This is a genomic window from Streptomyces sp. Je 1-332, from assembly GCF_040730185.1.
Taxonomy (GTDB): domain Bacteria; phylum Actinomycetota; class Actinomycetes; order Streptomycetales; family Streptomycetaceae; genus Streptomyces.
The window spans coordinates 2,357,777-2,374,320 of the sequence record NZ_CP160402.1 but is presented as its reverse complement, the minus strand read 5'-3'; the positions used below and the strand labels follow the sequence as shown (position 1 = coordinate 2,374,320).

The window sequence follows — 16,544 nt, the reverse complement described above, 5'->3', positions numbered from 1 at the left end:
CGGCGCGCTCAGCCACGAAGCACCCGCTGGTGTCGGCGCGGGGAGGTGGGCCCCGTCAGGGGCGCGGGGAACTGCGCGAGCAACCACGACGCACCCGCAGGGAACCTCAGGGGCGCGGGGAACTGCGCGAGCGGCCCCACCGGCCCGCGGGCGTGTACGTACAAAAGGCCCCGCGGTTCAGCGGAGGGACGCCGCCTCGCGGGCCAAGGCCTCGACACGCCCCCAGTCCTTCGCCGAGACCGCGTCAGCGGGAAGCATCCAACTACCGCCCACGCAACCGACGTTCGCCAGCGCGAGGTACGCCGGCGCGGACGCGAGGCCGATGCCACCAGTAGGGCAGAAGCGGGCCTGCGGCAGCGGCCCCCCGAGGGACTTGAGATAGGCGGTACCACCCGCGGCCTCCGCCGGGAAGAACTTCATCTCGTGCACCCCCCGCTCCAGCAGAGCCACCACCTCGGAAGTCGTCGAGACCCCCGGCAGGAACGGCACCCCGGACGCCTTCATCGCGGCAAGGAGCGTGTCGGTCCACCCAGGGCTGACCAGGAAGCGGGCCCCGGCGTCGACGGACTCCGCGACGCCCTGGGGCGAGATGACGGTGCCCGCACCGACCACCGCGTCCGGCACCTCCGCCGCGATGGCCCGGATCGCGTCGAGCGCGGCGGGCGTCCGCAACGTCACCTCGATCGCGGGCAGCCCGCCCGCGACCAGCGCGCGCGCCAGCGGCACGGCGTCGGCAACGTCCTCCACGACGACCACGGGGACGACGGGGGCGAGGTCAAGCACGGAGGCGGAGGCGGATGCGGAGGGGGAAGTCATGGGAGCATCCTGCCCCGCCCCCGCAGCATGCGCAAAGGGCATTGCGCATGCTGCAACCACGGCCGAAAAGACTCAGAAGAATCAGGCAGATCGGCAGGAGCAGCAGGAGCAGCAGGATCAGTGAATCTCCCGCACCACCACATCCAGCGCCCACACCTTGCCCGCCTTCGCCGGAGCCTCGGCCTCCACCACGTGCCCGAGATCCCGCAACGCCTCGACCAGCTCGGCGGGCTTCTCCGGCTGGACGCCGGTCTCGAGCAGGGACCGTACGATCCGCCCCTTGGTCGCCTTGTTGAAGTGCGAGACGACGGACCGCTTCTCGACGCCGTCGACCATCTGCGCATGCAGCACCCGCACCGTCGCCGTCCGGTCCGCGACCTCGCCCTTCGGCTTCCACGCTGCCGCGTACGCCGACGAACGCAGGTCCAGTACGAGCCCGTCGCCCGCCGCTTCAGGCATCGCCGAGGCCATCGGCGTACGCCAGTAGGCGCCAAGCGCGCCGAGGCCGGGCAGTTTCACGCCCATCGAGCAGCGGTAGGAGGGGATGCGGTCGGTGACGCCGGCGGCGCCCCACAGTCCGGAGAAGACGAGCAGCGACCGCGCCGCACGGCGCTTGGCGGCGGCGTCCAGCGTGGCGAGGCCAAGGGCGTCGTACAGAACGCCGGTGTAGATCTCGCCCGCGGGGCGCGCGCCCGCCGTGCGCAGCTCGGCGTTCTTGGCGACCTCGTCGCGCAGGCCCTCGCTCAGACCGAGTACGTCACGGGCCTTCTCCTCGTCCGCCACACAGAGGTCGACCAACTCGTCGAGCACAGCCTGCCGCGCGTCCGCGAGGGCCGGCAGGGAGAGCGACTCCGGCTTCAGGGGGGTGCCACGGCCGGAGGGCGCCTTGCCTTCGGAGGGCGGCAACAGGACGAGCATGGGTCTCCTTCGGAGGGTCACGGGGGGGATGCGGCCCCGCGCCAGGGTAATCGCCTCCGAGCCCGGGATTCGCCCGCGCCGAGCCACGCGGCCGCGTACGCCGTCTACGCCTGCGGAGGGTGACGTGGGGCGTGGTGCCGTCTACGCCTGCGGAGGGTGACGTGGGGCGTGGTGCCGTCTACGCGTGCGGCGGGCGACGTGGGGGTGGTGCTGCCTACGCCTGCGGCGGGTGACGCGGGGCGTGGTGCCGCCTACGCCCGCGGCGAATGAGGGCGCGGTGCCAGCCGCGTACCCGGCAGCGGCGCCGCCCTCCGCGCTAGCCTCCGCCCTCCGCGCCAGTCTTCGCCCCGCCCCGGCGGGCTCCGGCCCTCCGCGTCAGCCTCCCCCTCCGCGGCGGGCTCCGGCCCCCCCCCGATCACCGGGCGGCGTCCGGCCGCGGGCCCGTAGACCGGGCCGGCCGCGGGCCCGTAGTCCGGGAGGCCGGGCAGGGGCGCGGTGGGAGACGCACCGCCCCTCCGCCGTGGAGCGGCGCAGCGGGAGACGCACCGTCCCTTCACCGTGCCGCCCCCGCCCTCCCCGCCTACGCTCGTCCCATGCCCCGTCGCCATCTCCGCGTGACCGGCGCAGCCGAAGCTCCGTTGCGGGGCGTGCTGCGTGAGCTGCGTATGAAGTTGGAGGTCCCCGAGGGCTTCCCCGAGGCCGTGCTCGCCGATGCGGAGCGCGCCCTCGCCGCCCCGCGACTGCCCGCGTACGACGCGACCGACATCCCCCTCTTCACCATCGATCCGCCCACCTCCGTAGACCTGGACCAGGCCATGCACCTGTCCCGGCGCGACGGCGGCGGGTTCCGGGTGCGGTACGCCATCGCCGACGTCGCCGCGTACGTCACGCCGGGCGGGCCACTCGACACCGAAGCTCATCGGCGTGTCACCACCCTCTACTTCCCCGACGAGAAAGTGCCCCTGCACCCCACCTCGCTGAGCGAGGGCGCGGCCAGTCTGCTGCCGGGGCAGGACTGCCCGGCGGTGCTCTGGACGATCGACCTCGACGAGGACGGGGGCGCCGTCTCCACCGACGTGCGCCGTGCCCTCGTACGCAGCCGCGCGAAGCTCGACTACGAGGGCGTACAGCGGGCCATCGACGGCGGCACCGCCGAGGAGGCCCTCGCCCTGCTCGCGGACATCGGGCGGCTGCGCGAGCGCCTCGAGGTCGAGCGGGGAGGCATCTCCCTCAACGTTCCCGAGCAGGAGATCGTCGAGCGGGGCGGGACGTACGAGCTGGACTTCCGCGCGCCGCTGCCCGCCGACGGGTGGAACGCCCAGATCTCCCTCCTCACCGGCATGGCCGCCGCCGAGCTCATGATCCGGTCGGGGGCGGGGATCCTGCGGACCCTCCCCACCGCCCCGGACGGCGCCGTCGGCCGGCTCCGGCGCACGGCGAAGGCCCTGCGGGTCGACTGGCCGCACCATGTCCCGTACGCCGAGCTCGTCCGCTCACTCGACCCGCGCCTGCCCCACCACGCCGCCTTCCTCCAGGAGTGCACGACGCTGCTCCGCGGCGCCGGATACACCGCGTTCAGCGGTGGCGAGGTCCCGGACCTGACCACGCACGCCGCGGTCGCCGCCCCCTACGCCCACTGCACCGCCCCGCTCCGCCGCCTCGTCGACCGTTACGCCGCCGAGCTCTGCCTCGCGGCGGTCGCCGGGGACGAGCCGCCCCAGTGGGTGCTCGCCGCGCTGGACGAGCTGCCCAAGGAGATGGCGGACGGGACGCGGCGCGGCAACACCGTGGAGCGCGAGTGCGTGGACCTCGTCGAGGCCGCGCTGCTCAAGGACCGGGTGGGCGAGCTGTTCGACGGGGTGGTGGTGGACGTCCAGGAGCGTGAACCCGCCGTCGGAACCGTCCAGTTGACCGACCCCGCGGTCGTCGCCCGCATCGAGGGCGGCACGGGCGACCTGCCGCTGGGGGAACGGCTGAGGGTGCGGCTCACGCAGGCCGATCCAGGGGCGGCGAAGGTGCGGTTCGCGCCTGCGTGAGTTCCTGCGTGAGTTCCTGCACGCGTTCCTGAGTGCGTTCCCGCGTGAGTGCCAGGGCCCGCCCCAGCGCGGCCAGCAGCTTCCCGGGCTCGTCGGAGTGCAGCCGTACGGTCGTCACCGGCCGGCCCCCGCCGAGGAAACCGGCCGCCATCACGGGCTCGGTCAGCTCCAGCGTGAGGGATGTCTGCGAGGCGACCGGAATGTTGAGGACCCCGTCGGCGGCCTCGTGCGTGAAGAGCCGCTCGCCGCTCGCGGACGCGATCAGGTCCAGCGGTATCCGCAGGTCACGGTGGGCGCCGTGGCGCACGCGGAGCGCGTCGGAGGACAGTACGTGGGGCCGGGTCACGGAGGCGGCGTGTATGCCCAGCATCAGGACAACCCCGTAGACGTCGATGATGAGGGTGATCGTGTGGAGCGTGGGAAAGTTGCGCAGCAGCACGGCGAGCCCCACCGTCTCCACGACGCACACGAAGACGAGGCCGTAGAGCATCGCGGCCTGATCGCGGGCGTGCCCGAACGCGAGATCCCCTTCCCGCACCCCGTGCCGCCGCCGCACCACCCACAGCACCAGGCTGAGGAGCGCGCGCACCTCATGCGCGACGATCCGCCGCACCGGCTCCGGCACGACGTCCCTGACCGCCGCGCGTCCACCCCGCCGGTACAGGATCAGGAGCCCCGCGCACTCGACGAGGACCAGCGCCAGGGCCACGGCCTCCACGCCGATCAGCACGTTCATGGGGAGGGCTGAACCCGCCAACAGGCATACGACAAGAACGAGTTCGAGAGGTACGACCACCCAGGCCAGACCGGCGAGACCCCGCACGAGTCTTGTCATCGCGCACCCCGCTCGATGAGCAGCCGCATCCCACGGCGTACGGCCTCCGCCTGGGCGGGGGCGAAATCGGAGAAGAAGGCTTGGAGGAACCGGTCGTCGCCGCTGCCGACCCCGTCGGCCACCGCCCGTACGCCCTCGGTGCCCAGCTCCTCCAGGAGCGAGTCGGGCAGCGCTGCGACGAGCGCACCGGCGGCCTCGTCCACGGCCGCCTCCGTACGCGGATCGGCGAGGTCGGCCTCCGCGAGCGCGTCGAGCAGGGCGTACACCTGGTGCGCGCGCTCCACGGCTTCCGGGGTGGACAGCGCGGGGTGCAGCGCGGCCATGAACCTGTCGCGTTCCTCCTGGGGTGCTGTCGTGTCGATCAGGGCGAGCAGCTCCCGGTCCTTCGCGGCCATCGCGGACTCCGGTCCTTCGCGGCCCGCGGTGGAGCGGGCCATCTCGGCGAAGAATTCCCCCAGTTCGGGCGATACGGGCCCTTCGGCGGACAGCACCCCGCGCTCCGCGCCGTCCAGCAGCACCCGCAGCCGCTCCCGCCGCTCGCGGATCGCGCCCTCCTGCCGCGCGAGGTCCGCGTCGAGTTCGGCGAGCACCTCGGCGAGCTCGCGCCCCGCGTCGTCCGCGAGCACGTCCCGCACTTCGGCGAGGCCGAGCCCCAGCTCGGTGAGCCGCCGGATCCGCGCCAGCACGACGGCGTGCCGCAGCCCGTACTCCCGATAACCGTTGGCCCGCCGCTCGGGCTCGGGCAGCAGCCCGAGGTGGTGATAGTGCCTGATGGCCCGCGTGGTGACACCGACGATCCCGGCGAGCTCACCGATCCGCATCCCGCTCATGAGGCCGTTCGCATCCCGTTCATGAGGCCAGTAGAAACGTTGACGCTGCGGCAAGGTCAAGCGGCAGGGGGGCGGGACCCGCCGGGCGGCCGAACCCCGACCCCCGCCCGTGATCCTGTGCCACGATCGAGGGAACAACTTCCGATCTCTTGGACGGCGGATCAAGCGATGTCCCAGTCTGACGAGCGACCGAGGAAGGGGCGTGACATGACTGCCGTGGCACACGAGCCGCTCGCACAGGCAGAGGTCCTGCTTGAGGGCTTCCTGGCCCTGGACGCCCCGGAGGGTTTCCGGGCGGAGCTGATCGAGGGGGAGATTGTCGTGGCGCCGCCGCCGGAGGGGGACCACGAGGACTGCGTCGAACTGGTCGTGAGCCAGGTGTACAGGCGGTCACGCACCGATATGCAGTTCTCCGGGAACAAGGGTCTGAAGCTGAAGAGCGGGGGCGCTTGCCCGAAGAACCACGCAATCCCGGACGGGACCTTCGCACCCAGGAAGCTGCGGCTCTTCCGGGGCGCCGAGCCCTGGATGCCCTGTGACGGCGTAGCCCTGGTCGTCGAAGTCACCTCCACCAAGCCTCAGTCGGACCGCGAGGCAAAGCGCCGCTGCTACGCCCGCGGCGGTATCCCCCTCTACCTGCTCATCGACCGCGAGGGTTCCTCGGTGACGCTGTTCCGCGACCCGGAGGGCGACGATTACCGCGAGCACTGCACGCTCCCCTTCGGCAAGGCAGTAGCCCTCCCCGCACCGTTCGACTTCGAGCTGGAGACCGCGGAGTTCGACTGAGGACCGGCCCCTTCCCGCCCCCCGGGCATGAAATCCGGCCGCGGAGGCGTTGCACCCTGAGCGCGGCGACGAGGGAGCGGCATGGCGGATGAGAGCGGTACGGCAGGTGAGGGCGGGGCACCGCACGGCGGTCGTGAGCACGCGATGCACGGTGGCCTTGAGCACGCGATGCACGGCGGTCGTGAGCGCGAGGTGCATGGCGGTCGTGAGCGCGAGGTGCATGGCGGTCGCGAGTACGCGGCGCACGGTGGTCGTGAGTACGCGGTGCGCGGTGGCCGTGAGTACGCGAGCTGGGCCCGTGCCCGCCTCGAACCGTGTGCGCCGCCCCTCGATCTCCTCACCGCCCGCTTCGACCGGCATCGCTACGCCCCGCACTACCACGAGGAGTACACCGTCGGCGTCTGCGTCGGTGGCTCCGAGATCATCGACTACCGGGGCGGACGGCTCGACGTGGGGCCGGGAACCATCGTCGTGCTCGCCCCGGGCGAGGTGCACACCGGCGGCCCCGGACGTCGGGGCGGATACGCGTACCGGGCGATGTACCCCGCGCCGCACCTCCTCGCCGACGGCACCCTGACCGCACCGAACTTCCGCGACCCGGTCCTGAACGACCCCGAGCTCGCCGCGGCCCTGCGCACGGCCCACACCGAACTCAGCGGCAGCACGGGCGCGTTGGACCCGCTGGAGGCCGAGTCGCGGCTGCCCTGGCTGCTCACCGCCCTGGCCCGCAGACACGGCAGCGCCCGGCTCCTGCCGGACACGGTGCCCGGCGCCGACCGCATCGCCCGTGCCGTACGCGACCGGCTCGCCGACGAACTCCTCGCCCCGCCGTCCCTCGCCGAACTCGCGGCGCCCCTCGGCCTCTCCCGCTACCAACTCCTGCGCGCCTTCCGTACGTCGACGGGGATGCCGCCCTACGCCTGGCTCGCCCAGCACCGCGTGACCCGGGCCCGCGCGCTCCTCGACGCGGGGCTGCGGCCCGCGCAGGCGGCCTCCCTGGTGGGCTTCGCCGACCAGGCGCACCTGACCCGGTGGTTCCGCCGGGTCCTCGGGGTGACCCCGGCGGCGTACCGCAACAGCGTTCAAGACAGCGGGCGCTGAGCGGCCGGAAACTGCCCGCATGACTGCACGCGGCTGGTTCCTCTTCTCCATGATGGGCGTCCTCTGGGGCATCCCGTACCTGATGATCAAGGTGGCGGTCGAAGACCTCTCACCCTCGATGGTGGTCTTCACCCGCTGCGCGCTCGGCGCCGCGCTGCTGCTGCCGTTCGCCCTGCGGCAGGGGGGCCTCACCCGCGTCCTGCGCACCCACTGGAAGCCGATGCTGGCCTTCGCCTGCATCGAGATCATCGGCCCCTGGTGGACCCTGACGGACGCCGAGCGCCGCCTCTCCAGCTCCACGGCAGGCCTCCTGATCGCCGCCGTACCGATCATCGGCGCCGTCCTCGCCCGCTTCTTCGGCGACACGGAACGCCTGGGCGCGCGCCGCCTCACGGGCCTCGGCCTCGGTCTCGGGGGAGTGGCCGTCCTGACCGTCCCGCATCTCACAGGCGGTGACGCCTGGTCCCTCACGGAGGTCCTGCTGACGGCGCTCGGCTACGCGATCGCCCCGTTGATCGCGGCCCGGCACCTGAGGGACGTCCCCACGTTCCAGCTGATCGCCCCCTGCCTGGCCCTCGCGGCCGCGGTGTACGCCGTACCGGCAGCGATGACCTGGCCCTCGGCCATCCCGGACGCCCCGACGCTGGCCTCCCTGGCGGGCCTCGGCGTCATCTGCACGGCGCTGGCCTTCGTCGTCTTCCTGGAACTCATCCGCGAGGCGGGCCCGACGCGAGCGGTGGTCTTCACCTACGTCAACCCGGCGGTGGCGGTGGCGGCAGGCGTCGCCTTCCTCTCCGAACCCCTCACGGCGGGCATCGCGGCGGCCTTCACGCTCATCCTCGCGGGCTCGTTCCTGGCGACGGGGGCGACGGGGGCGACGGGGGCGACGGGGTCGGCAGGGGCCGCGGGGCGGAACGGGGGCACGCGCCGGGTAGCATGGTCGCTACGGCAGACGAGCCGGGCGGACGGCCGCGTGAAGCTCCCCTCACCAGGGGCTCTTCCCGAGGAACGTCCGGGCTCCACAGGGCAAGGTGGTGGCTAACGGCCACCCGGGGTGACCCGCGGGACAGTGCCACAGAAAACAGACCGCCGGAGGCTTCGGCCCCCGGTAAGGGTGAAACGGTGGTGTAAGAGACCACCAGCGCCTGAGGTGACTCAGGCGGCTAGGTAAACCCCACCTGGAGCAAGGTCAAGAGGGGCCCTGGAGACAGGGCCCTGCGCGGATGATCGAGGGCTGCCCGCCCGAGTCCGCGGGTAGACCGCACGAGGCCCGCAGCAATGCGGGCCCTAGATGGATGGCCGTCTCCCCGGCCGCCGCGAGGCGCCCGGGCGACAGAACCCGGCGTACAGCCCGACTCGTCTGCCATTAAGGGCCTCTGATCAGCGTTTTCGCTGGTCAGATGCCCTTTTTCGTGCATTCAGGCTCTCGGCTAGAACCCCTTCCGTACGGGTCCAAACCGGGGTTCATGGCTACGTACGTAGCCATGAAAGTAGCCATGGCCCGGCGGTGTACGAGGCTGCTGGATACGAGCCCTGACCTGCGACAGGGCGCGTCTGGCCTGGCGCTTTGATGAGCCAGGGTTTGCCGCCGGGACACCTCGCGGCTCGTGATCAGGTTGTACCCCTCTGACTGCCCCGGATAGATCCGTGGTTCTGCGGGCCGTAAACGCGCCAACGGGGCTGAGGCCTGTGTCCGCCTCAGCCCCGCTGAGGTTCTTCACGCGGCGCCCAGAGAGGCGCTGTGGTCACGCTGCGACAGGCTCGGCGGACCGCGACGGTCGCGCTGTGAGGCCCGCGGCGATGGCGCCGTGCGTGTCCGCATGATCTCGCAGGAGGTGGCTGTACGTCCGGCGCAGCTCCTCGACGGAGTCGCCAACCCATGCGGCCACGGTGTGCTCGGGGATTCCGTTCTGGAGGCACGTGGAGATGAAGGTGTGCCGCAGGTCATGGAAGGTGGGGAGGTTCCCCTTCTCGTCCTTGATCCCCAGCTTCCGTAGCGTGGGTTTCCACGCGTCATCGTTGAAATGGTTCCGGCAGACGAGGTTGTTGCGCGCGCTCCAGAACAAGGCGCGCGCTGTGCCGCGCTTGCACTCGTTGGTGATTAGGGGTTCCGGAGAGGACGCGCCCTTCGGCAGTCTTGATCCTGACCAGCGGACCGTCATACCAACGCCGGAAACGTGTCGTACCCCCCGCGCTGAAACGAGTGTGTCCCCCGGAAAGCAGTTCTTTAGGTTCGCGACGGCGCGGGACGGCTGGTCGCGGGGCTTGAGCATGTACGTGTTCGGTCCGACGCCGCGGTGCTTGCGGTGCCAGTCCATGGAGTTGATCCTGAATCGCAGGTTGCCGGGCACTACCTGGCCCTGCGCTTGGATGTGGGTGTGGCGGACCTTGTCATCTGCCATGGTGACCCATCGCTTCGTCGGTGGAGCCAGGCGCTTGGCCTCGACCTCGACCTGGTGGGCGATGCGTTGGACGTTCGGAGCGATCATCCGCGCGAGCAACGCCTCCAGTGCAGGGTTCGGGGTGAACTTCGCCAACTCAGGGCACCTCCGGCGGGTTACGGGTAGCGGCCACCTGTACGTGGTCGACGGCTGGGCAACCGGGCACCTGGTGGTGACGGGCGGCGGTGACGGTCCACGTCATGCCGGTCTCGACACCGACGACATCGCCGGGCTCAACGGGCCATGCAGCGGGGTCCAGCCGCAGGGACCACGTGTCATCGGGCAGCTCCAGTGCGGAGCCCGGCCAGGCACCGCGCGGTTCGGGACGCCTATTCGGGTCCGGAGGCACCGGGACACCGTTCGCGTCTCGGGCCCACGGGTGCGTGAGCGCGTAGAGCGTCAGCAGCCGGTTCGGAAGGACGACCGCCATCGAGTTCAGTCTTTCCGCTCAGCGCCGGCGCCGCATGTGGCTGGACGAGTACGGCCACGGGGCGCTCGGCGGCCGAGTCAGCGGTTGGAACACGAGTCGGCGCAGCCGGTTGAGGCTGTTGATCGTGGGTGGCGCGCCCGCCTGGCCAGTGGCGGGGGCCGAGTCGTACGAGATCGACTGCCCTTCCGCGCTCACCGAGGACACACGACGCCCCGATCCCGCGCTCTGGTCGGGGCGTTGCCCGGGCGGACTCGGCGGCGTGCGCGACGACGTACCGCACGACCGTCTCCTCTTGGGCGCCGTTCAGGCCGACGAGTAGGTCCACGTCGTACGTGCCATCCGCATTGGCCCGGTAGGTGATCACTTCGGCGATGTCATCGAGGTGGACCAGCCAGGCGTCGATGTCATCGAGTGCGTCTGTCCAGCGGGGGGCGACGCCACGCAAGGTGGTCGCGGTTGGGGCCAGAGGCCGGTTGAGGTATGCGACGACGTCGGCCTGCGCGTTGCGGATCTCTTCCTCGTAGGAGCTGCGCTGGGCGGAGGTGAGGGGCAACGGGACGCCGAGGGCGTCGGCCACGGCTTCGGGCGAGCCGACCAGACCTTGCCCCAGGGGGAGGTCGAGGCGCCTGCCGTGTCAGTCACCGGCTGCGAAGCAGAGTTCGGGGTGAAGGAGACCGTGCCCCAGTAGCGGCCCGGGGCGACGTTGGGCAAGGCGAACCGGTACACCCCGGCTCGGAGACGGACGGCGGGTGCGGCCGAGGCGACCATTGGGCCGTCACGCTCGGGCGTGCCGTAAAGGTCGAGGCGCGTCACCTCGCCGCCGGCGGGGGCCGGGTCGTAGTGGGCCCCGGCCCACAAGGGCTTGTGGTCGTAGGCCGACACCCGTGGTCTCCCCTTACTGCTTGTCGGTGCGCGCGGCCTGCGCGTCGAGGCGTTCGCGGATACGGGCGGCGATCCCCTCGGAGACCACCGCGCCCGCGGGCTGGAGGAGGCGTGTGAAGGGGTTGCGGCGGGGCCCGAGAAACGTGCGCTCGACGAGACGGACGGTGCACTGAAGGGTCGAACCGAAGGGGGTGAGAGGCACGAATACGCCCTCAACATCGGTGGGTGGCTGGCCGGTGGAGTCGTCGAGGATGACGTCGGACAGGTTCTCCTCATCCGGAATGACCTCGGTCGGAGTGACGTACGGGCTCGGCGGGGGGGTGCCTCTATGTCTTTCGTCAAGCGAGGCGTGGGGTTCTGGGTTCGTAGAAGGTGCCGTCGCGGAGCATTGCAAACAGCACGTTGATCCGTTGTCGGGCGAGGCGGAGGAGCGCTTGGGTGTGGGTTTTTCCTCTGGCCCGGCATTTGTCGTAATAGGTGCGGGAGGCAGGATCGTGCAGGGCAGCGAACGCGGACAGGAACATCGCGCGTTTGAGCTGCCGGTTGCCGCCCCGTGGGGCGTGTTCGCCGTGGATCGAGGTCCCGGAGGACTTGGTGGTGGGGGCGAGGCCGGCGTAGGAGGCGAGGTGGGCGGCGGTGGGGAAGCTGGTGCCGTCGCCGACGGTGACCAGCAGTGCGGCGGCGGTCCTGACGCCGACGCCGGGCAGCGACGTCAGGACCTTGGAAAGAGGGTGGTCCTCCAGCAGGGCTGCGATCTGGGATTCTGCCGCCCGTCGTTGCTCGTGAACGGCGCCGAGCGAGCGGGCCAGCGAGGGGATCACGATGTCCAGGGTGCCGGTGCCCGGGACCACGACGGTCTGCTCGTCGAGTGCATCGAAGACGTCGTCGGTCAGCCGTTTTGCCATGCGCGGGGCTTTGGGCCGGACCACCTCAACCAGCCTGCGGCGTCCGGCTCTTCGCAGCGCGGCTGGGGATCCGTAGCGTTCCAGCAGCCAGGTGACCGCCGGGTGATCCAGACGCGGGCCCAGGACCCGTTCCAGGGACGGGTGGAACTGGGTGAGCAGGCCCCGGATCCGGTTGGATGTGCGGGTGGCCTCGGCCGCCAGGTCCTGGTCGAAGCCGACGAGGACGGTGAGCTCGGCGGTGATCTCGTCGGTCAGCTGAAGCGAGCGAAGGGTGTGCGGCATGGTGCGGGCGGCGTCCGCGATGACGGCCGCGTCGCGGGCATCGGTCTTTGCCTCGCCCGGGTAGAGGTCAGCGATCCGTCGCATCGAAAGGCCCGGCAGGTAGGCGACCTGGCAGCCCGTGTCGCGGGCCACTGTCAGCGGCAGAGCGCCGATCGAGGCCGGCTGGTCCACGACGACCAGGACGGTGCCGAACTTCTCGCGGAGCTTGTCGAAGACCTGCCGCAGCTTCGGTTCGGTGTTGGGCAGTTGCTTGTCGAAGACTTTCTTGCCGGCCGGGGTGAGTCCGTGTCCGTGGTGAGCGCTCTTCCCCACGTCCAGGCCCAGGAAGACACCTATCTCGTCGTACTCGTTCAAACCGTCCTCCCGAACGGACGTTGTGCGTGCTGGCCTGGGCGTTGGCGTCGTGCGCGCATCCACGTTATGCAGACCTGCCGCCTGCGAAGGACCGGGCATTGCGCTCGGCCGGGCGGTAGTCGGACCTCTCATCAGCGTCTCCAACGGCGCCTCTCGGGCCCGGTGGCACCACCCCCCAGGTCATCGCTTCGACAGGGGGGACCAGCCATGCCGGGCCCGGAGGCCAGCGGCCCTCTTGCAGGACCGCGGAAAACATAACGGGGGGGGCAGTGGGGGGGCGCCGTCGAAGTCGTCGCCGAGTGCCAAAGCCAGACGACGGGTCACGTCCTGGTCGACGTCGATGCCGGCGGCCCGCAGGGCGGCCATGTGCCGCAGCGCGTGATGCCCGGCCCGCCATCGGAGGCGCGGTCCGGCACCCACCGTGTGTCGCTGGAGCGGCCGGGGAGCCTACCCGCCGCGAGCTGCGCCCACGTTGTCGGCCTCCACCAGGAGACGCGACGGGACGCCTGCCCGAAACGGCCAGGCTCGGGAAGCAAGCCTGCCCACTGGACACGCGGGCGGCCAGCGAGTCGCCTTCGACGTTCGGGAACTCGAGCGCCTGCAGGCCTGTCAGGCGGCGGGACTCAGGCCAGTCGCGCACCCGTCGCACCAGACGACGCAGGAACGTCATGAGCCGGGGCAGCCGATCCCGGCTGCTGCGCCACAGTTCGGCAATCTTCCGAGCGGCGGCCTGCACCAATTCGATCAGGCGACGCCCCATACGTGCCAGCAGGGGTCCGGGCTCCGGACGGGGAGCAGGCTGGGCTACCTCCTCATCGGCGCGCCCATCGGGCTGCTTCGGCTGCGGCTTGGGGCTTGGCTCGCCGGCCGGGCCGGCAGCCGGGGCGGCGGTGCCGGCGGTGCTGGGTGTGCAGCAGCGGACTCGGCGTCGCGGCTCTGCTCGGGCGCGGTGTCGGCGTGCGGGGTGTTGGTGCTGCTCGTTTCCGGGGAGCGCGGTGCGGCGGCGTCTGCTGGGCCTGGCTCGTCCACCGCATCTGTCTGCGGGGTAGCTACGTCGCTCCGAGCGGGCTGGGGCGCGTCGTTGACGACCGCCGTGTCCGGGGTGGTCTCCGCGTCGGGTGCAGCCTGGGGTGCTCCGTCCGGCTCGTCGGCCTCCACGTCGGGGGCGGTGCGCTCATCCTCGTTCGAGGCGAAGCCATCCTGGAGGTACGAGGCCCAGAAGGAGCGGTTCTCAGTCCTTGAGTCCGTCGCGGTCGTGCCGCTTCTTGCCCTGTGTGGCGGCGAGGGTGTCCCTTTGAATCGAGGAGGCAGATGTTCACAAAGGCCATGTTGTCCGTGGAGCCGTTGTACTCGTACGAGGAGTCCCCGCCCCGGACCCATCCCGGTGACGTGGAGTTGTTGTCCGAGCTGTTGCCCGGAGGAGCGCCGAGTCCGCCAGGAGTGGAGGCGGTTCCCGGGCAACCGCAGGCGGCTGGAAGCGGCCACGGGAATGCGACGGGGCGAGCGACGGGAGAGTGGACGGCAGGCGCGTCTTACGTCTCGTTCTCGTTGGAGGCGCGCTCCAAGGCGTCGAGGACCGCGGCAGCGTCCGGTATGGGAGCGAAGGAGACGACGACCTAGCCGCGCCCGAGGGCGTCCAGCAGCGCCGTCATTTCGTCCACTGGCATCGACCCAGGTTGCCTCTGTTCTCGCGCGAACGCGTTCGCGACCTGCCGCAGCCCCTCGTTCACCGGAGTCGGAACGCCGTGTAGGCGGCCCAGGAGCGCGATCTCACCGTTCAGATAATCCGCCTCGATGGTGCCGGTGCCGCGGGCGAGACTCTGCCAGGAGGAACTGCCGCTCCGAGGGGCGCCCTCGACAGCCTCAAAGCGAATGCGGTCGCCGCGGGCTTCTGCTTGTTCCTGCTCGCTCGCTGCCTCGATGCCAGCCGCCTTAAGCACAGTACGGCCCTCGGCCTGGGCCCGCGTGAGGAGTTCGATGGCCGCACTGCTGGTGACCGGCCCGCTGACGGCCTCGATGGCGTTGATCAGGTTGGCGAGGAGTTTGCCGTACTTCCAGCGCATGACGTCCGGCACGACCGGCGCGAGCAGCTTGGTCATCTCCAGGTCGGCCGCGATGGCGCGCGCCGTCTCATCGACGCCCGACGGATAGCGGCCCAGGTGGAGGATGCCGGTGTAAGGGGCACCAGCGGCGGAGACGGCGCCCGGCTCGACATAGGTAGAAGGCAGCCAGACACACATTCCGTAGACATGGCGGAAGCGGCGCAGCGCCATGCGTTCGCTCTCGACGCCATTCTGGGCGCAGATCAAGGGCAGCCGCTGAGCCGCAGTGCCGCCGCCCGCGACCGGGCGTAGGCTCCAGTCGTCGAGCGCCGCCTGGCTGTCCTGTGTCTTGACCGCGAGGAAGAGGACATCGTCCGGGTGTAGCTCGCCGAGTTCATGAGGGTGTTGGACGGTGGGGAGCGGGTGGGTGCGGGCGCCGTCGGGTGTCGACACACGCAGGCCGTGATCGCGCAGCGCTTCGTAGTGGGCGCCACGTGCAACGAGTACGACGTCGTGTCCTGCCTCGGTGAGTCGCCCGGCCACCGTGCCGCCGATCGCTCCTGCTCCGATGATGATGTAGCGCATGAGGTCAGACCCTTCCAGTGCGGCCGCGCGAGACGGCGATGGTCGAGGCGACGGCACCCAGGGACAGGATGGCCGCGAATCCGATCATCCCGGTTCCGAGACCGACGTAGCTGATGACGATGCCGAAGAGGACGGCCGGCAGGCCTATCCCGATGTATGCGATGACGAAGTACATGGCGAGTACGCCGGCGCGGGAGGTGGGGTCGGCCGCCGAGATGGCGCGGTCGATGGCACCCTTGAACAGCAGGCCGGAGCCCGCCCCGGACACGGACACCGCGCACAGGTAAAGCCAGAGGGCCGGGTGATAGATGCTCAGCGCGCACAGCGCTAGGCCCATCGGGAAGGAGAGGCAGCCCATGCGAAGAATCCGCGATGCGGGCAGCCGCCCCCACACGATCTGGGCCACCGCCGCGCAGGCGAACATGAGGGAGACCGCCACTCCCGCGACCAGGATGGAGTCGACGTGCAGCGCGTCGTGCAGCACCTCGCCGCCAAGCGCCGAAGTCAGTCCGAAGTTCGCGAATGCGATGGCGCCCAGCAGCCCGGCAGCAACGAACGTCGTCTTGCTCCCCGGACGCAGCGCGAACCGGGCGGCTGGGCGGGAAGCGCCCGGATCGCGGTCCACGGTCTCGGGCGTGACGAGTGCCAGCACCAGACACACGGTGAGCGCAAGGGTGCAGATCGCCGGGGCCCAGGTCAGCGGCGCGGGAAGCCATGCGGCGACCATCCCGGCGAGTAGCGGGCCGACGGCCAGCCCACCGATGTTGGCAGCGGTCGCCACGATGCCCGGCAATGGCGAGGTCGCCTTCCCCGGCTGTCCCCGACGGTACAGATCGTGCAGGTACGCGGTCGCGGTGGAGGCCATCAGCCCCATGGCGAGGCCGGTGAGAACCCGGCCGACGATCAGCCCCGGCAGTGACTGCCAGAGGATCAGAGTGACCGACGCGACGATGCCCACCACCAGGCCCGGTATGACGAGGCGTCGCCGCCCCATCCGGTCCGACAGATGCCCCAAACCGACAAAGGCCGCCACGGCGCCCACGACCATCGAGGAGTAGGCGACGGTCACCGTGGTCGCCCCGAAGTTGTCCCGTGCCGCGTACAGCTGCCACAGCGGGGTCGGCACGGTGCCGAAAGCCATCAGCACGGCAAAGCCTGCGGTCACGAACCAGAACCCGGCCGTGTGCGAGGCGCGGCGGCTCCGGCCTTCCTCAGCCGACGAGGGGCGGGTCGCGGTGGAGGGAGCTGTCTGGAGGCTTGGCTGTCGGCGGGCTTCTTGGGTGGTGAGCATGAGGGCTCCC

At 71.0% G+C, this 16,544-nt stretch carries 14 protein-coding genes, 1 other RNA gene and 1 pseudogene; 6 read left to right on the top strand and 10 right to left on the bottom strand.

The window, feature by feature from the left end; all coding sequences use genetic code 11:
• Positions 1-177 precede the first annotated feature (177 nt).
• Together eda and yaaA are read right to left on the bottom strand one after the other, a co-directional pair.
• Entirely contained in the window at positions 178-816 is a 639-nt protein-coding gene (eda, locus tag ABXJ52_RS11025; RefSeq protein ID WP_367041401.1) for a bifunctional 4-hydroxy-2-oxoglutarate aldolase/2-dehydro-3-deoxy-phosphogluconate aldolase, read from the bottom strand.
• Between the two features lie 117 nt (positions 817-933).
• Positions 934-1,734, bottom strand: a complete 801-nt coding sequence (gene yaaA / locus ABXJ52_RS11020; RefSeq protein ID WP_367041400.1) for a peroxide stress protein YaaA — start codon at positions 1,732-1,734, stop codon at positions 934-936.
• A gap of 593 nt (positions 1,735-2,327) precedes the next feature.
• Between yaaA and ABXJ52_RS11015 the strand changes: the two genes are divergently transcribed.
• The gene (locus ABXJ52_RS11015; protein WP_367041399.1) at positions 2,328-3,770 is read left to right on the top strand and encodes an RNB domain-containing ribonuclease; all 1,443 of its coding nucleotides are present in this window, start codon (positions 2,328-2,330) and stop codon (positions 3,768-3,770) included.
• Here the strand turns inward: ABXJ52_RS11015 and ABXJ52_RS11010 are convergent.
• Entirely contained in the window at positions 3,721-4,605 is an 885-nt protein-coding gene (locus ABXJ52_RS11010; RefSeq protein WP_367041397.1) for a hypothetical protein, read from the bottom strand. The two genes, ABXJ52_RS11015 and ABXJ52_RS11010, sit on opposite strands and share 50 nt — an antisense overlap.
• Positions 4,602-5,426: a MerR family transcriptional regulator gene (locus ABXJ52_RS11005; protein WP_367048973.1), complete on the bottom strand. Its 825-nt coding sequence runs from the start codon at positions 5,424-5,426 to the stop codon at positions 4,602-4,604. Before ABXJ52_RS11005 ends, ABXJ52_RS11010 begins: the two co-directional genes overlap by 4 nt.
• Positions 5,427-5,642: 216 nt before the next feature.
• Here ABXJ52_RS11005 and ABXJ52_RS11000 point away from each other — a divergent pair, with 216 nt between their 5' ends.
• The 4 genes and pseudogenes from ABXJ52_RS11000 to rnpB all read left to right on the top strand — a co-directional run bounded on the left by ABXJ52_RS11000 (position 5,643) and on the right by rnpB (position 8,685).
• Positions 5,643-6,221 (top strand): Uma2 family endonuclease, encoded by a 579-nt coding sequence (locus ABXJ52_RS11000; RefSeq protein WP_367041395.1) that lies wholly within the window; start codon positions 5,643-5,645, stop codon positions 6,219-6,221.
• A gap of 264 nt (positions 6,222-6,485) precedes the next feature.
• Positions 6,486-7,322 (top strand): AraC family transcriptional regulator, encoded by an 837-nt coding sequence (locus tag ABXJ52_RS10995; protein WP_367048971.1) that lies wholly within the window; start codon positions 6,486-6,488, stop codon positions 7,320-7,322.
• Positions 7,323-7,341: 19 nt separating this feature from the next.
• A pseudogene (locus tag ABXJ52_RS10990) lies at positions 7,342-8,121 on the top strand (DMT family transporter); the annotation flags it as partial.
• Between the two features lie 154 nt (positions 8,122-8,275).
• Positions 8,276-8,685, top strand: an RNA gene (gene rnpB / locus ABXJ52_RS10985) — RNase P RNA component class A.
• 382 nt (positions 8,686-9,067) lie between these two features.
• Here the strand turns inward: rnpB and ABXJ52_RS10980 are convergent.
• Both ABXJ52_RS10980 and ABXJ52_RS10975 read right to left on the bottom strand, forming a co-directional pair.
• Positions 9,068-9,859, bottom strand: coding sequence for a tyrosine-type recombinase/integrase (locus ABXJ52_RS10980; protein WP_367041393.1), 792 nt, complete (start codon positions 9,857-9,859; stop codon positions 9,068-9,070).
• 1 nt (position 9,860) lies between these two features.
• Positions 9,861-10,193: a hypothetical protein gene (locus ABXJ52_RS10975; RefSeq protein ID WP_367041392.1), complete on the bottom strand. Its 333-nt coding sequence runs from the start codon at positions 10,191-10,193 to the stop codon at positions 9,861-9,863.
• A 124-nt stretch (positions 10,194-10,317) separates the two neighbouring features.
• Here ABXJ52_RS10975 and ABXJ52_RS10970 point away from each other — a divergent pair, with 124 nt between their 5' ends.
• Positions 10,318-10,512, top strand: a complete 195-nt coding sequence (locus tag ABXJ52_RS10970) for a hypothetical protein (protein ID WP_367041390.1) — start codon at positions 10,318-10,320, stop codon at positions 10,510-10,512.
• Positions 10,513-11,088: 576 nt separating this feature from the next.
• On the opposite strand, the gene ABXJ52_RS10965 is transcribed toward ABXJ52_RS10970, so the two are convergent.
• From ABXJ52_RS10965 to ABXJ52_RS10950, 4 genes are all read right to left on the bottom strand, one after another.
• Positions 11,089-11,277, bottom strand: coding sequence for a hypothetical protein (locus tag ABXJ52_RS10965; RefSeq protein ID WP_367041388.1), 189 nt, complete (start codon positions 11,275-11,277; stop codon positions 11,089-11,091).
• 136 nt (positions 11,278-11,413) lie between these two features.
• A complete protein-coding gene (locus ABXJ52_RS10960) occupies positions 11,414-12,616 on the bottom strand; it encodes an IS110 family transposase (RefSeq protein WP_367040134.1) in 1,203 nt (400 codons plus the stop codon).
• Positions 12,617-14,232: 1,616 nt separating this feature from the next.
• Complete coding sequence (locus tag ABXJ52_RS10955; RefSeq protein WP_367041386.1) at positions 14,233-15,243, bottom strand: 2-dehydropantoate 2-reductase; 1,011 nt, start codon at positions 15,241-15,243, stop codon at positions 14,233-14,235.
• A 4-nt stretch (positions 15,244-15,247) separates the two neighbouring features.
• On the bottom strand, positions 15,248-16,534 hold the full coding sequence (locus tag ABXJ52_RS10950) for an MFS transporter (protein ID WP_367041384.1): 1,287 nt from the start codon (positions 16,532-16,534) through the stop codon (positions 15,248-15,250).
• Positions 16,535-16,544 lie beyond the last annotated feature (10 nt).